The organism is Muriventricola aceti (genome assembly GCF_025567565.1).
Lineage (GTDB): Bacteria > Bacillota > Clostridia > Oscillospirales > Oscillospiraceae > Lawsonibacter > Lawsonibacter aceti.
The window spans coordinates 150,394-164,999 of record NZ_JAOQKF010000004.1 but is presented as its reverse complement, the minus strand read 5'-3'; the positions used below and the strand labels follow the sequence as shown (position 1 = coordinate 164,999).

Annotated in this window: 13 protein-coding genes; 7 read left to right on the top strand and 6 right to left on the bottom strand. The window is 58.3% G+C overall.

The window, feature by feature from the left end:
- The first annotated feature begins 160 nt into the window (after nt 1–160).
- The 7 genes from hisS (at nt 161) to OCV64_RS06100 (ending at nt 7,202) form a co-directional block, all read left to right on the top strand.
- A complete protein-coding gene (hisS, locus tag OCV64_RS06130; RefSeq protein WP_262669561.1) occupies nt 161–1,528 on the top strand; it encodes a histidine--tRNA ligase in 1,368 nt (455 codons plus the stop codon).
- Between the two features lie 51 nt (nt 1,529–1,579).
- Nucleotides 1,580–2,008: a hypothetical protein gene (locus OCV64_RS06125; RefSeq protein WP_262669560.1), complete on the top strand. Its 429-nt coding sequence runs from the start codon at nt 1,580–1,582 to the stop codon at nt 2,006–2,008.
- A 49-nt stretch (nt 2,009–2,057) separates the two neighbouring features.
- Nucleotides 2,058–2,549: a hypothetical protein gene (locus OCV64_RS06120; RefSeq protein ID WP_147572541.1), complete on the top strand. Its 492-nt coding sequence runs from the start codon at nt 2,058–2,060 to the stop codon at nt 2,547–2,549.
- Nucleotides 2,550–2,603: 54 nt separating this feature from the next.
- On the top strand, nt 2,604–4,403 hold the full coding sequence (gene aspS, locus OCV64_RS06115) for an aspartate--tRNA ligase (RefSeq protein ID WP_262669559.1): 1,800 nt from the start codon (nt 2,604–2,606) through the stop codon (nt 4,401–4,403).
- A gap of 228 nt (nt 4,404–4,631) precedes the next feature.
- Nucleotides 4,632–5,006 carry a desulfoferrodoxin family protein gene (locus tag OCV64_RS06110; RefSeq protein ID WP_262669558.1) on the top strand — a complete coding sequence of 125 codons (375 nt, stop codon included), beginning with the start codon at nt 4,632–4,634 and terminating at the stop codon, nt 5,004–5,006.
- Nucleotides 5,007–5,152: 146 nt separating this feature from the next.
- Complete coding sequence (locus tag OCV64_RS06105; RefSeq protein ID WP_262669557.1) at nt 5,153–6,013, top strand: fumarylacetoacetate hydrolase family protein; 861 nt, start codon at nt 5,153–5,155, stop codon at nt 6,011–6,013.
- 10 nt (nt 6,014–6,023) lie between these two features.
- Nucleotides 6,024–7,202: a glycoside hydrolase family 3 protein gene (locus tag OCV64_RS06100; RefSeq protein WP_262669556.1), complete on the top strand. Its 1,179-nt coding sequence runs from the start codon at nt 6,024–6,026 to the stop codon at nt 7,200–7,202.
- 151 nt (nt 7,203–7,353) lie between these two features.
- Here OCV64_RS06100 and OCV64_RS06095 read toward each other — a convergent pair whose 3' ends face one another.
- The 6 genes from OCV64_RS06095 to OCV64_RS06070 all read right to left on the bottom strand — a co-directional run bounded on the left by OCV64_RS06095 (nt 7,354) and on the right by OCV64_RS06070 (nt 14,564).
- Nucleotides 7,354–8,298, bottom strand: a complete 945-nt coding sequence (locus OCV64_RS06095) for an AEC family transporter (RefSeq protein WP_147572531.1) — start codon at nt 8,296–8,298, stop codon at nt 7,354–7,356.
- 98 nt (nt 8,299–8,396) lie between these two features.
- Nucleotides 8,397–9,659, bottom strand: coding sequence for a PSP1 domain-containing protein (locus OCV64_RS16080; RefSeq protein ID WP_147572529.1), 1,263 nt, complete (start codon nt 9,657–9,659; stop codon nt 8,397–8,399).
- 83 nt (nt 9,660–9,742) lie between these two features.
- Nucleotides 9,743–10,678 (bottom strand): DNA polymerase III subunit delta, encoded by a 936-nt coding sequence (locus OCV64_RS06085; RefSeq protein ID WP_262669555.1) that lies wholly within the window; start codon nt 10,676–10,678, stop codon nt 9,743–9,745.
- A 30-nt stretch (nt 10,679–10,708) separates the two neighbouring features.
- Nucleotides 10,709–12,028, bottom strand: coding sequence for an aminotransferase class I/II-fold pyridoxal phosphate-dependent enzyme (locus OCV64_RS06080; protein ID WP_186853220.1), 1,320 nt, complete (start codon nt 12,026–12,028; stop codon nt 10,709–10,711).
- A 62-nt stretch (nt 12,029–12,090) separates the two neighbouring features.
- Nucleotides 12,091–13,077 carry an RNA-binding cell elongation regulator Jag/EloR gene (gene jag, locus OCV64_RS06075; protein WP_186853221.1) on the bottom strand — a complete coding sequence of 329 codons (987 nt, stop codon included), beginning with the start codon at nt 13,075–13,077 and terminating at the stop codon, nt 12,091–12,093.
- Between the two features lie 2 nt (nt 13,078–13,079).
- Nucleotides 13,080–14,564, bottom strand: coding sequence for a YidC/Oxa1 family membrane protein insertase (locus tag OCV64_RS06070; RefSeq protein ID WP_262669554.1), 1,485 nt, complete (start codon nt 14,562–14,564; stop codon nt 13,080–13,082).
- Nucleotides 14,565–14,606: the final 42 nt, after the last annotated feature.

The following is a 14,606-nucleotide window of genomic DNA, read 5'->3' as shown; positions in this document are numbered from 1 at the left end:
CCCGCAACAGAAGGTCAGAGGGATGCCGGAGGCGTCTGAAATTGGGTGGCACCACGAAGCGTTCCGCGCTCTCGTCCCAATCATGGGAGGAGAGCGTGTTTTTTATTCTAACCAGCCAATCCCATTACTTCATTTCCACCAAAGAAAGGATCTTGATACCATGAGCAAAGTACAGCCCCGCACCCTGTCCGGCTTTATGGAGCTGCTGCCTCCGCAGCAAGCCCAGTTTGAGCGGATGGCGGCCATTCTGCGCGAAACTTACTCTCTCTATGGCTTCACCCCCTTGGATACCCCACTCATCGAGTCTAGCGAGGTGCTGCTGGCCAAGGGAGGAGGAGAGACAGAAAAACAGATCTACCGCTTTATGAAGGGGGACACGGATCTGTCCCTCCGCTTTGACCTGACCGTTCCCCTGGCCAAGTATGTAGCCCAAAACTATGGCCAGCTCACCTTTCCCTTCCGCCGCTTCCAGATTGGCAAGGTCTATCGGGGAGAGCGGGCCCAGCGGGGCCGATTCCGGGAGTTCTATCAGGCGGACATCGACGTTATTGGCGATGGCAAACTGGACATCTCCAACGAGGCGGAGATCCCCGCCATCATCTATCAGGCCTTTTCCAAAATGGGCCTGCGGCGCTTCCAGATCCGGGTGAATAACCGGAAGATCCTCAATGGCTTTTACGCCATGCTGGGGTTGACAGACAAGTCCGGAGACATCATGCGTACCGTGGACAAGCTGGACAAGATCGGCGGGGAGAAGGTAGCCGCCCTCCTCACTGGGGAGGACATCGGCCTCACCCAGGACCAGGCCGATGAGATCCTGAAATTCATCGCCATCAAGGGCTGTAACGGAGAAGTCCTTGCCGCTCTGGAGGGCTATCGGGGCCGTCACGCGCTCTTTGACACTGGACTGGACGAACTGCGGACCGTCACAAAGTACCTGGCCGCCTTTGGCGTGCCGGAGAGCCACTTTGCCGTGGACCTGACCATCGCCCGTGGGCTGGATTACTACACCGGAACCGTCTACGAGACCACCATGCTGGACCATCCGGAAATCGGTTCCATCTGTTCCGGCGGCCGATATGATAACTTGGCGGAATATTATACCGATAAACAACTCCCCGGAGTTGGAATTTCCATCGGCCTGACCCGCCTGTTCTTCGTTCTGGAGGATCAGGGCTATCTGAATCAGGATCTGAACACCGCCCCCGCCGACGTGCTCATCCTGCCCATGACCGAGGACCTCTCCCCCGCCATCTCTTTGGCCACCACCATGCGGGATGCCGGTATCCGTACCCAAATCCACGGGGAACAGAAAAAATTCAAGCAGAAGATTTCCTATGCCGATAAGCTGGCTATCCCCTATGTCGTCTTTCTGGGAGAGGACGAGATCCGCGCCGGCGTGGCCGCTGTCAAGGATCTGCGTACCGGCGAGCAGGTGAAGCTGCCCTCCGTTGAGGCCGTGGCCCATATCCAAAGTGGGTTGGAAGCTCTGACCCAGGGCACGCCCATCCGGGACAAAGGGGAGTGACCTCTCCTCCCCTGCTCCTTCCACTCCTGGAGATACGAAAGGAGTAAGAAGATGAAGAAAAAAGCCATTTTTTCTTTGGTCATCCTGGTACTTGTCATGGCTGCCGGAACGCTATATTGTGTGATGGGGCAGACTACCTTTGACAATGCTTTTCAGGGCTATGATATAGAGCCGCCCGCAATACCGACAGATTCTTTCACTGTGGTTCGCCAGGGTACTTTCCCCGGTTTCAGCGATACCCCTGTCACCTTTGATGAGGGACAGAACTATCTCCCCTTCCCCTCCCTGCCCGGGGCCCCGGACGGCGGGATTGCAGTTTACTATCTTTCCAGCTGTACCCCGGAGTGCATGGCCTACTGGGACGGCACCTTTCTCTGGCTGCCGGCCTCAGCGCCAGGGAGGTGGAACCGCTTTCTTCCCCTTCCGCCCCACTCGCTGGGGGAACAGCTGGAGAAGATCAGCGCCGGCCAAACCCCATAGAACGCAGCCGTTCCCCTATCCATCACGAATCACAGAGAGGAGTGCTGCCATGATGAAAAACCAGTTGAAGCAATTTCTCATCGCCGGGGCTGTGCTGGCCGTTCTGGCCGCCCTTTTCTTTGGATGGCGCAGCTGGTACTATCGGCCCCAGACTCTGGCTGATATCCTTCCTCTCTCCCCAGAGGACATTGAGGCCTGCGACGTACAGATGGACTATTCCGACCGGGAAAACGCACTCTGCTTTGATTTGACCACCGGGCAGTTCCATGAACTGCTGGACCTGCTCTCCAGTACGACTTATCAAGTCCCCGGAAAAAATATCGGGATCCCGGAGGACACCGTTCAAATCACCCTGGACCCTCATGCGCGGGTCTTTTTCCACTCCGGCGGCCGCCACATGGAACTCATCCTCCCCGGCAACCTGATCTTAGTCAACCCCCTGGCTTTCCCTGGCAAATCCAGGACTTATCTCCCCGATGGCAACCAGGAATTTCAACAGGAGGTCATCGCCTTTCTGGAAAGCTGCCAAAACGGCGCTTGATGATATACTTTTTGCAATTTTAATTTTGAATAATACAAATTGGAGTTGATTTTTATGGATAACCTTCAGAACTTTCACCGCACCAACTACTGCGGGGACCTGCGCCTGTCCGATGTCGGCAAGACGGTTTCCCTCTGCGGCTGGGTCCAGCGCCAGCGGGACCTGGGCGGCCTGATCTTCGTGGACCTGCGGGACCGCACCGGGCTGGTCCAGCTGTCTTTCGACGACAGCACCGACAAGGCCATCTTTGAAAAGGCCGCCTCTCTCCGGGCGGAGTTTGTGGTGGCCGCCACCGGACTGGTGCGGGAGCGTGAGTCCAAGACCAACAAGATCGCCACCGGAGATATCGAGGTCTATGTCACCCAGCTGCGCCTGCTGGCCAAGTCCGAGACCCCTCCCTTTGAGATTGTGGAGCACTCCAAGGCCAATGATATGCTGCGGCTGAAGTACCGCTATCTGGACCTGCGCCGCCCGGAGATGCAGGCGGCCATCGCCACCCGCCACAAGATCACCAAGATTTGCCGGGACTACTTTGACGAGCAGGGCTTTTTGGAGATTGAGACTCCCGTCCTCACCAAGTCCACCCCCGAGGGCGCACGGGACTATCTGGTCCCATCCCGGGTACACCCTGGCAAGTTCTACGCCCTGCCCCAGTCCCCCCAGCAGTACAAGCAGCTGCTGATGCTGTCCGGCTTTGACCGCTACTTCCAGATCGCCCGGTGCTTCCGGGACGAGGACCTGCGGGCCGACCGCCAGCCTGAGTTTACCCAGATTGACCTGGAGATGTCCTTTGTCAACGAGGACGATATCATGTCCATCCAGGAGGGCTTTTTGAAGCGGGTGTTCAAGGAGATCCTAGACGTGGATGTTCAGACCCCCTTCCAGCGTATGCCCTGGCAGGAGGCCATGGACCGCTTCGGCTCTGACAAGCCCGACCTGCGCTTCGGCTTTGAGCTTACCGATATCAGCGACATTGTAAAGGACTGCGGCTTCGGCGTGTTCTCCGGTCCAGTGGCAGGCGGCGGCTCCGTCCGGCTGATCAACGTCAACGGTCACGCTGCCGACTTCCCCCGGAAGAAAATCGACAAGCTGGTGGACTTCGTCAAGACCTATAAGGCCAAGGGCTTGGCTTGGACAAGGATGGTGGACGGCCAAGTGACCTCCTCCTACGCCAAGTTCCTCACTGAAGAGGAGAACAAGGCCATTCTGGACCGGGCCGGCGCCAGGGACGGCGACCTGATTCTCATCGTAGGCGACGAGAAAAACGACGTGGTATGGGCCGCCCTGGGCGCCCTGCGCTGTGAGGTGGCCCGCCAGCTGAATATCCTGGACCCCAAGGACTTCCGCTTCCTGTGGGTGACCCAGTTCCCCATGTTCGAGTGGTCTGAGGAGGAGGGCCGCTACCAGGCCATGCACCACCCCTTCACCGCCCCCATGGTGGAGGACGAGGACAAAATCCTGACTGACAAGGCCCACTGCCGGGCCCGGGCCTATGATATCGTCCTCAACGGGACCGAGCTGGGTGGCGGCTCTATCCGTATCAACACCCCGGAGATGCAGGAAAAGGCGTTCCAGGCTCTGGGTATCAGCGAGGAGGACATTCAGGAGCGCTTTGGCCATCTGGTCAACGCCTTCAAGTTCGGCGCTCCCCCTCACGGCGGCCTGGCCTATGGTCTGGACCGGCTGTGTATGCTGATGGCCGGCGCTCCCTCCATCCGGGACGTCATCGCCTTCCCCAAGGTGCAGAACGCCTCTGACCTAATGATGGCCTGTCCGGACTTTGTGGATGACAAGCAGCTGGACGATTTGAGCATTGCTGTCACCCGCAGGGAACAGGATGATCCGGAAGCCTGATTCTCCTGTCCTGTCATCCACAAAATTCTATTTTGCAGAGAGAAACGCCAAACAATTAGGTGCCCTAGCCGTCGCTGTTATCCACATGGAAAAAACCGCCGGGGAGAAATCGCCTCTCCCCTGGCATCCACCGGAGTCCCATGGTACATTGGACTCCGGTTTTTTTATGGTCACTGCCAGGTCCACCGCATAGAATATCTCAGTATTACGGGAAAGGAGCCTTTTACAATGAATTTTTACGCCGTTTCCCCTCACAGCGAGGTCGTCACCTTTCTGAATAACTTTGGTGCCCCCATCTCCTCCTGCGGGCGGCGGATGCGGCCTCTGGCCTCCGGCTCTGGTGGAGGTTCTCCAGAGGTCCACGTCCCCATCTTGTCTATCAACGGGAACGAGGTCACTGTCCATGTGGGCACTCAGCCCCACCCCATGCTATCTGTCCACTATATTCAGTGGATCGTGCTGGAGTGTGCTAACAGTAGGCAGTGCCGCTTTTTGGTCCCCGGTCAGGAGCCCAAGGCTACGTTTCTGCTAACCGACGGTGACCAGGTGGAAGCTGCTTACGCCTACTGCAATATACACGGATTCTGGGCCTCTCAGCGGTAGAATGGATGGCCACCTGCCTTTTCTACGGTTCTCCTTGCCGTTCCCCGGCAGATATGCTACCATAGTGGTACCGGAACCCTGTCCCGCCACCGATGCCAGCCCTTCGCGGGACTGCCCCTGATTTGATACAAAAGGAGAGATCGTTTATGAAACTGGTGCAATTTTGGCGCAATGGAAGGCCCGCCCTGGGACTCCAGACCGAAAGAGGGGTGGTAGACGCGGCTGCCGAGGCCACCCGCCTGGGCATCACGGTCCCAGATGATATGGCCGCCGCCATTGCCCTCCCCGCTGGCGAGCTGGAGCGGCTGCTGACCCCCCTGCTCCAGGACCCTCAGTGTTTTACCGGCGCTCCCCTGGCCCCGGTGGTCACTGGCACAGACCGTATCTTTTGCATCGGTCTGAACTACCGTCAGCACGCCAAGGAGTGTGATCTGCCCATCCCCCCTGCCCCGGTGCTGTTCAACAAGTTTTCCAACGCTTTGGCTGCCCATGGGGACTGTGTCAAGCTGATTCCAGATTACAAAGAGTATGATTATGAGGCAGAATTAGTATCTGTAATCGGAAAACCCGCCCGGAACGTGTCCGAGGAGGATGCCCTGGACTATGTTTTTGGCTACACCTGCGGCAACGACCTGTCCACCAGGGACCTGCAGTTTGCCCGGGGCGGCCAGTGGGTGCTGTCCAAAACCTTCGACGGTTTTGCCCCCGTGGGCCCATGCCTGGTCCCTGCCGGAGAATTGGACCCCAACCATCTGGACATCTCCAGCACGGTCAACGGGGAGGTGCGGCAGAACTCCAATACCTCGGACATGATCTTCCCCCTGGCCCAGATCATCGCTGACCTGTCCCATCACTTTACTCTGATGCCCGGAGATCTGATCTTCACCGGCACCCCCCAAGGTGTGATGCACGGCTATCCCGCTGACCAAAAGAGCTGGTTAAAGCCGGGCGACTGGGTGGAGGTGACCATCCAGGGCATCGGCACTCTGCGTACCACATTCTGTTAAGGAGCATACCATGAAACGATGTCTCTCCCTGCTCCTACTCTTTTTTCTGCTGACAGGCTGTACCTCCGCGCCTGAGACCTCCTCTGAAGGCCCTGACGAGCCAGCCGTCCCGGCGGGGCCCTCTATCTCAACCACCGAACCCTCTACCTCCCCAGAGGAAGTCCCCGACCCCCGGCGGGAGACCATTGACCGCCTCCTCTCCTCCATGACATTGGAGGAAAAAGTGGGGCAGATCTTCTTTGCCCGCTGCCCACAGGAAGATGGAGCCGCTCTGGCCAGCCAGTACCATCTGGGGGGATATATTCTGTTCGGCCGGGATTTTAAGGACAAGACCGCGGAGCAGGTCAAGGAGGATATTGCCTCCTACCAGTCGGCTGTGGAAATCCCTATGCTAATCGGCGTGGACGAGGAGGGGGGCACTGTGGTCAGGGTCAGCTCCAACCCAAAACTACGGCCCCAACGGTTCCAGTCCCCCCAGGCGTTGTATGAACAGGGCGGGATAGAAGCTATCCTGGCTGACACACAGGAAAAGGACGAGCTGCTCCGCTCTCTTGGCATCAATGTGAATTTTGCCCCGGTGGCCGATCTGTCCACGGATCCCAATGACTTTATTTACGACCGCACGCTGGGTCAGGGCGTAGAGGAAACCGGCGATTACATCGCCCAGGTGGTAGAGCAGATGTCAGTGGATACCATGGGCTCTGTGCTAAAGCATTTCCCAGGTTATGGAGACAATGTGGACACCCACACCGGCATCGCCCTGGACCAACGGCCGCTGGAGCTGTTTTGGGAGCGGGATCTCCTCCCCTTCCAGGCCGGCATCCAGGCCTCCTCCAACCATGGGATGACCGCCGTGCTGGTATCCCACAATATCATGGCGGCTCTGGACCCGGACCTCCCCGCCTCCCTCTCCCCAGCGGTCCACCAACTGCTGCGGCAGGGCTTGGGCTTTGAGGGAGTGGCGCTCACTGACGACCTGGCCATGGACGCCATTGATCAGTATGCCGCTGACGGCTCCGCCGCTGTTCTGGCCCTGCTGGCTGGCAACGATATGCTGGTCACCACTGACTTTCAGGAACAGATCCCCCAGATCCTCCAGGCACTGGAGGACGATGTCATCCCCCAGGAGCTGTTGGACCGGGCCGTGGAGCGGGTACTGGGCTGGAAATACAATCTGGGCCTGCTGTAAGCAGCCTAGGCCGTCGGCCCTCCATTCGCTGCCTGTGTTAAACCAGAATAGGAAAGCCGACGAGTAATTATACTCGCCGGCTTTTTATTCCACCCATTTTTCAAACTCAGTGCCAACCAATTTGGTGCCGAACTGGTCCTGGGTCCACTCCTCATCCCAGACCCAGCATTAAAAAGGGGACCGTCACTAGACAGACTAGCACGGACAAGCAAGCTCCAGCAGCAGCGTACTCCTCGTCTGCGCCATAGGCTCCAGCCAGCACAGGAACTTGGCTGACCACCGGCAGAGCGCTCTCCACCACAAAGACATCCCGGGCCAGCCCACTGACACCGAACAGCATACAGAATAGCCAGCAGATCACCGGGGAAAGCCCCAGACGTATCACCAGCATAACAGGCAGTCCGGGCATCAGTCTCAAATTTTTCAGCCCCAATTCATAGAGAATAAACCCGCAGTAAATTAACGCGAGAGGGGAAACTGAATCCCCGATGTACTCCGCGAACCGCATCACCGGCTCCGGCAATTTCAGATCCGCTACTAGGAGCAGTAAGGACAATAGAAGGGCAAGAATAGGCGGCTTTGTCACCAAGTCCCAAAAAAAGCCGGTCACTCCGCCTCTAGAGGCCGGTCTGTCTCCCGACCGTTCAATAAGCAAGATCCCAACCGACTGTACAAAAATGGTGTTGGCCAGATAATATAGCATCACATAAGGCATACATACCTGACCAAACAACTGAGTACAGACCGGGATGCCAATAAACAGGGTATTGGACAACCCGGCCATAGCCACAAAGACGCCCCACCGCTTCCGCGGCAGATGGAGCAGGGCTGCGGCAGCGGTAGATATCAGCAGTGTGACCCCCACTCCCAGGACTCCAGACGCCACTAGAAGTCCAGCCTGGGCCAAATCATTATGGCTCAGATTATCCAGCAGTCCCACCACACAGTTGCATGGTACTGCGATGTTAACGATGTACCGGCTGACAAACCGCTTCTCCCTAGTGGTCATCCAGCCCTTGACTCCCATAAAGTAGCCCACAGACATGAGCATCAGCAGCACTGACACAGCGGACAGCGCATGGAGGAAGCCATCCATCCCTTTCCACCTCTTCTCAAATCAAAAGCAAGGACCCGGCCCTCTCCGCGAATAGACCGGGTCCCTATCTCTCTGCCACAGTGCGATGGGAGCAGAGCTCACTCCTGGGGCTGTTCACTCCTGGGGCCGCTGCCCCCTCTAGGTCGGCGGCGGCGGCGACGGCTGTTCCGTTTCTCGCTCCCCTCGGTCCCGGCGGACTTGGGCTGCCCCTCGCCGCTCTGAATCTCCTGGGGCCGCTGCTCCTTCCGCTCCTGGCGGGGGCGGTCCTCCGTAGTACGGCCCTCCTGCTCTCCAGCGGTACGCCGCTCCCCTCTGGGTCGGCGGCGACGACGGCGTTCCCGGCGCTCCTCGCCCCCCTCCTGCTCCACAGCGGGCGGGGGTGGGGTCTGGCTCTCCTCTCGGCGGCTGAAGACCTCCTCCAGCGCGGCGGCCAGAGAGGAGCCCTCACCGCTGAACTCCCGCTTCTCCTCCGGGGCGTCCTCTACTTTACGGCGCAGCTGGGCCAACTGCTCCAAAGGTGGCTCCACATAGCCCTCCGGCCGCTTTCCCTTCCCATTTCGGATCACACACAGTTCACAGTTATGGTAGCATTTGGGGGTCTCCGGTGCCGACTCCAGCCGAACTTGGACTGTTTGACGGAGCAGGTTGACGCTGGACACAGTGCCCGCTCCGTCTGGAGTTTCCACAAAAGACTCCTGCTTCGGGGCGTGCTTCACCAGGTCCTCATATGCCTCCTGCTCGTACTTCAAGCAGCACATCAATCTGCCACAGGTACCCGATATCTTGGTGGGATTCAGGGACAGGTTCTGCGTCTTTGCCATTTTAATAGACACAGGCTGGAATTCATCCAAAAATTGGGAGCAGCAGAAGGGCTTTCCACAGATGCCTAATCCACCCAGCATCTTGGCCTCGTCCCGCACGCCGATCTGGCGCAGTTCGATACGGGCGTGGATGGCCCCGGCCAGGTCCTTGACCAGCGCCCGGAAGTCCACCCGCCCTTCGGAGGTAAAAAAGAACAACACCTTGCTGCCATCAAAGCTGTACTCCGCCTTGACCAGCTTCATATCCAGGCCATGCTCGGCAATCTTCTGCTGGCAGATGGAAAAGGCTTTCTTCTCCTTCTCTCGGTTGGCCTCTACTGTCTGCCGATCCTCCTCCGTGGCCACCCGGATCACCGGGCGCAGGGGGGCGGTGAGCTCGATTTCATCGATCATAGAGTTTGCTTGTACACACTCACCGTACTCCGTACCCCTGGAGGTCTCCACGATGACCCCGTCCCCTATCTGGAACTGCCGTCCATCGGGGTTGAAATAATATTGCTTTCCGCCGCTTTGAAAGCGGACGCTGATGATCTCTACCATAGGGGATTCTCCTTCTTCTCTCCAGAGTGGATACGCGGGGCCGGCGGCTGTGCCGCCTTTTCCCTGCTCCGCTCCCGGAGTTCTCACTCCTTTATGAACATCCCGGCACATAACCAGCCAGCCATCTGACCGGAATTGGCGTTGAGCTGTGAGGCCCTCCTCAGCTGATGGACCAGCTCTACTCCCCGGAGGGATCTACGGCGGTCGCCGCTCCTACCAATTCGGGCACCTAGAGCCGCCTCCAGACTGTCCAGCAGTCGGTTCAGCTCCTCCCGGTCCATCCTATCCAAAACCATGGCCGCCTCAAAGAGCTGCAGCTCCGTACCTTCCTCCACGGCCTGGGCCAGCCGGTCCGCCTGCTCCTCTCTGGTCCTGGTTTTCTCGTCGGTCCCAGACAGCCGGTCCACCGCCCGGCCCAGAACACCCTGACAATCCAGGGCGGCTGCCTGGATCTCCTCCAAGCTTTTTTGGGGAAAGCGGTCCTTCAGCCAGCTCTGGCACTGGACCACAGAAACAGGGGACAGCACCAGTTCCTCGCACCGGGAGCGCACTGTCTGAAGCAGTCCCCCCCCGTTCTCCGCCAACAGCAGAAAGACGGCATATCCAGGGCCCTCCTCCAACAGCTTCAACATGGCATTCTGGGCGGAGGCATTCATCTGGTCTGCCCCTTCCAGCAGATAGATTTTCCGATCCCCCTCGTTAGGACGTATATATGCGTCGCTTCGGAGGGCTCGGATCTGATCCACGGTGATAGGTTTGCCCTCCTCCGGGCCGGAAATAATCTCAAAATCTGGATGGATTCCAGCGATTATCTTTTTGCATGGGGAGCATTTTCCACAGGGCCTGCCGCCGCTATCGGACGTGCATACCATAGCGGCGGCCAGCAGCCGGGCCAAAGTATGCCGGCCGGAGCCGGTTGGACCTGAAATAATGTAGGCGTGGGCCAGGCCGCGGCCGCTCTCCTGCTGGGAGAGCTGCTCCTTCAACCTGTCGTTGCCAGCCAAGGCCGAAAATTCCATAACCTTCCTCACTTGTGGGAACATTCTCCATTAGAGGGCGGCAATCCGCACCTCTGATTTTATATTATATCCTATTTGTTTCAAATAGGCCAGCGATTTTTTTGAGATTACCTCCCCGGGAGCCACTACTGGTACTCCCGGAGGGTAAGGCGCAATCTGACAGGCGGCCACCTCCCCCTCACAGTCCTCCAGCGGCCAGACCCGGCTGGGGGCAAAGAGAGCCTGCCGGGGAGACATGGCCTGCTCCGGCAGAGGCGGAGCTGGAATGGGCGGACAGGGTCCCATCTGCTCCCGCAGCTCCTCCAGCCGCCTCTCCAGCGCACTCAGGGAAAAGCTGTTATCAAAGGGGGTACAGATAAAGACCACATGGCCCCCGTCCTCCATCTCTGGATAAACGCCGCGCTTCTCCAGCGCGCGGGTAAAAGCGGGACCGTTCTGGACGCTGAGAACAAAGCGGGTGGGGTCCAGTGACAGTTTTTTTTCTCTCAGGGAGGGGAATTGCTCCCGCAGCTGTGCCACCCGGAGAGCGGTCCGGCGGTAGTCGTGATGTCCCCATTTGACCATCCACTCTCGGGCCGTGTCCATGCTGGCCATAATGGGATAGGAGGGACTGGAGGTGCCAAAGACCGAGGCCAACTGCCGCACCCGGTCCGGGTCCATCCCATTGGTAAAGAGCAGGGCTCCTTGTCCCAGGGTGGGAAGGGTCTTGTGGGCAGACACTACAACTCCATCCGCTTCCCAGAAGGGAGCCTGACCTAGGAAGGGCAGATGGGCGCCGTGGGCGCCGTCTACAAAAAGTTTTCCACCATGGGCGTGAACGAGACGAGAAATTGCGCCAACATCTGATAACACTCCGGCATATGTTGGAGAAGTAATACAAACTGTTTTTATTTTAGGACATTGGCACAGCATATTTTCCACAGTTTCCGGGGAAATCGGACCGATCAGGCTTTCCTCTCCCAGCCAAGGGCGCTCCAGATAGATGGGCTCCAGATCCAGCAGAGCCATGGCGTTAAACACCGCCCGGTGGCAGTTTCGGTCCACTAGCACTTTACTCCCCGGCGGACAACACAGGGCCAGTCCGGTGTGGATGCCCTGGGTAGAGCCGCCGGTGAGAAATTGGCAGTATTCAAAGCCAAACTCCTTTGCCCATAGAGCCTGGGCGGAAGCAAAGGGCTCACCCCCTTCGTACAGGTTCCCGGTAGGGGGCAGCTCGGTGAGGTCAATGGGGGTCATCCACTTCAGCTCCGCCATCAGGGGAACAGGCCCTCCCTTGTGCCCCGGCATATGGAATCGGAAAGGCTCTTGGTCCGCGTACTTTTTCACCGCGTCATATAAAGGCGTAGGCATGGGACACCTCCAACTGAAAAAAAGCGGCGGGAGAAAATTTCTCCCGCCGCCCGTGCATTCTCTTATTTCTGACCGGGAGCATAGGCCACCACAGTGCGGCGGTTGGGCTCCACACCGGTGGAGTAGGTGGTAACATTGGGATAGTCCTGAAGAGCAGTGTGAATCACATGGCGCTCATAGGCGTTCATGGGCTCCAAAGTCATATTCTTCCGGTACTTGACCACCTTGCCGGCTACCTTCACCGCCAGGCGCTGAAGGGCCTCCTCCCGCTTGGAGCGATAACCTTCAGCGTCCACGTGGATACGGACCCGCTTAGACTGACCATGATTGATGGCGTAGTTTGTCAGCTGCTGAATAGCGTCCAGCGTTTCTCCCCGGCGGCCGATGATAGCCCCAAGATCCTGCCCCTGGAGACGCACCTTATAGTTGCCCTCCTCGGTGACAAAAATTTCAGGAGCGGCCTGCACATTCAGGTGCTCCATCAGACCGGTGAGGAATGTGGCAATCTTCTGGGCCTTCTCATCGTCCTCAGATACGGGGACCGCGGGCGTTTCTGTCCGCAGGGGTTTGTGCTCCCTGCTGCTGATAAGCACCTCATCTCCCTCCTGGAGCTGGCCAGGCGCGGGACGGCGCTTACCCTCATTCCGGCGGTCCCGGCGGGGCTGCTGGCTCTTCCAGCCAGGTTTAGCGGACAAAATAGTCTCCTCTTCCACAGGGGCGGCGGGTTGTTCCTCTTCCTTCTCCTGGACAGGAGCGGCAGACAGCACACGCTCCTCCCTGGGCTGAGGCTTTTTCTCCACCTGTCTGGGCTCCTCCTGGCGGACAGAAATCTCCTCCAGCAGGTCCTCCATCATAGGCTTGGGAGAGCCATCCTCCACCTCATAGCTCACACGGACCTTGGCGGGGTTGCTGCCAAAACCCAGAAATCCGGATTTTGCCCGCTCAATCACTTCAACAGACACATCGTCCCGGTCCAGGCCCAGCTGGAACAGGGCGGCGGAGATGGCATCCTCCTCAGAGCGTCCGGTGGTCTCAATCCACTTGATCATAGTCAGATACCCTCCTTCTTCTCGTCCTCATCCGGCACTTCGACCTCGATCTCCTCTACCTCGACCTCGATTTCCTGAGTCTCGGCTTCCTCGGTCACTTCAGCGGCAGAGGGCATATGCTCCTCCACAGCCTGGGCGGACTGGACATCTAACTCCTCCTGAGCTGGGGCTTCAGCCGCCGGCTGCTCCGTCTGAACGGGAGCGGCAGGCTGTTCCGCCTGGGACTCAGGGGCCGGCTGACCCTTCTTTTTTCCCTTGGCGGCGGCCTGAGCCTCCATCTGGGCACGGATCAGGATATTGGGATCCTGATAGGGTGTGACGCCGCCAAATCGGCTGGGTATATAAGCCCTGCCCCTGGCGTAGGCTCGGATGCCCTCCCGGCTGTCCTCCTTGTTGACGCCCTCCTGATCGGGTTCCTCATCTTTTTTCTTCTTCTGACCAGACTTTTTCTTGCCCTTGTTCTGCTTCTCTTCCTCGATGCGGCGGGCCCGCTCCAGACGAGCCTCCTCCTTACGGCGCTTTTCCTCTTCCTTCTCCTGGCGCTCCCGCTCTTCAGCGGCCAGCCGGGCAGCCTCATAGTCCTTCTTCAGCATCCTGCCGCAGATGACCTCCTGGGCCATGGTGACGAAATACTGGGCCACCCAGTAGACAGACAGGCCGGCAGGAACGGTAAAGCCGATCCACAGAGACATCAGCGGCATCATCCACATCATTATTTTATTCGTCTGATCCATCTGGGCATTCTGAGTCTTGGTATTCATCTTGTTGGTGGCCATGGACACCTTCATGGATAGGAAGGAGACTCCGGTGGACACCAAGGGCAGGAGAAACAGGCCGATCGAGCTCCATTTCAGGCCGCCGGTCCAGAATTTCCAAGTGGGGATGAGGGACAGGTCCAGACCCAGGAACTGGAAGTTCATAACAAATAAGCCGCTGCCGGCCTCACCCAGGGCAGCCTGGAGCGAAGCCAGATTGGAGTCATTGATCAGGGACAGCAGATACAGCTGATTATAGGCGCCGTTCTCAAAGACGCCGCCGGCCTTGTCCATCATGGCTTGGGTCACCCAGCCCTGGGTGACCGCTACGGTATCCCAGTTTAGCAGCTGGGCCACTTCCTTAATCTGGTCCATAGACAGGTTCATGAAGTAGGTGATCGGCTCGCGGATAATGCCATACAGCGCGATGAGCACAATCATAGGGATCAGGGACCACAGGCAGCCGCCCATGGGGTTGACCTTCTCCCGCTCGTAAAGTTTCTGTACCTCAAGGTTATAGCGCTCCCGATCTTTGCCGTACTGCTTTTGCAGCTGCTGCATCTTGCCGGAGAGCAAATTCATCTGGATCATGCTCTTCTTGCTCTTCAGAGAAACAGGGAAGAGAATGAGCTTAATCACAATGGCGAACAGGATCAGGGCCAGGCCGTAGCTGTTAAAGATATTATAAAAGGTCAGCAGCAGCCAGGCAAAGGGTTTTAGTATGATACCCACAATGTTACCTCCACAAATCAGGTTGGGGCGGCGGGCCCGGTC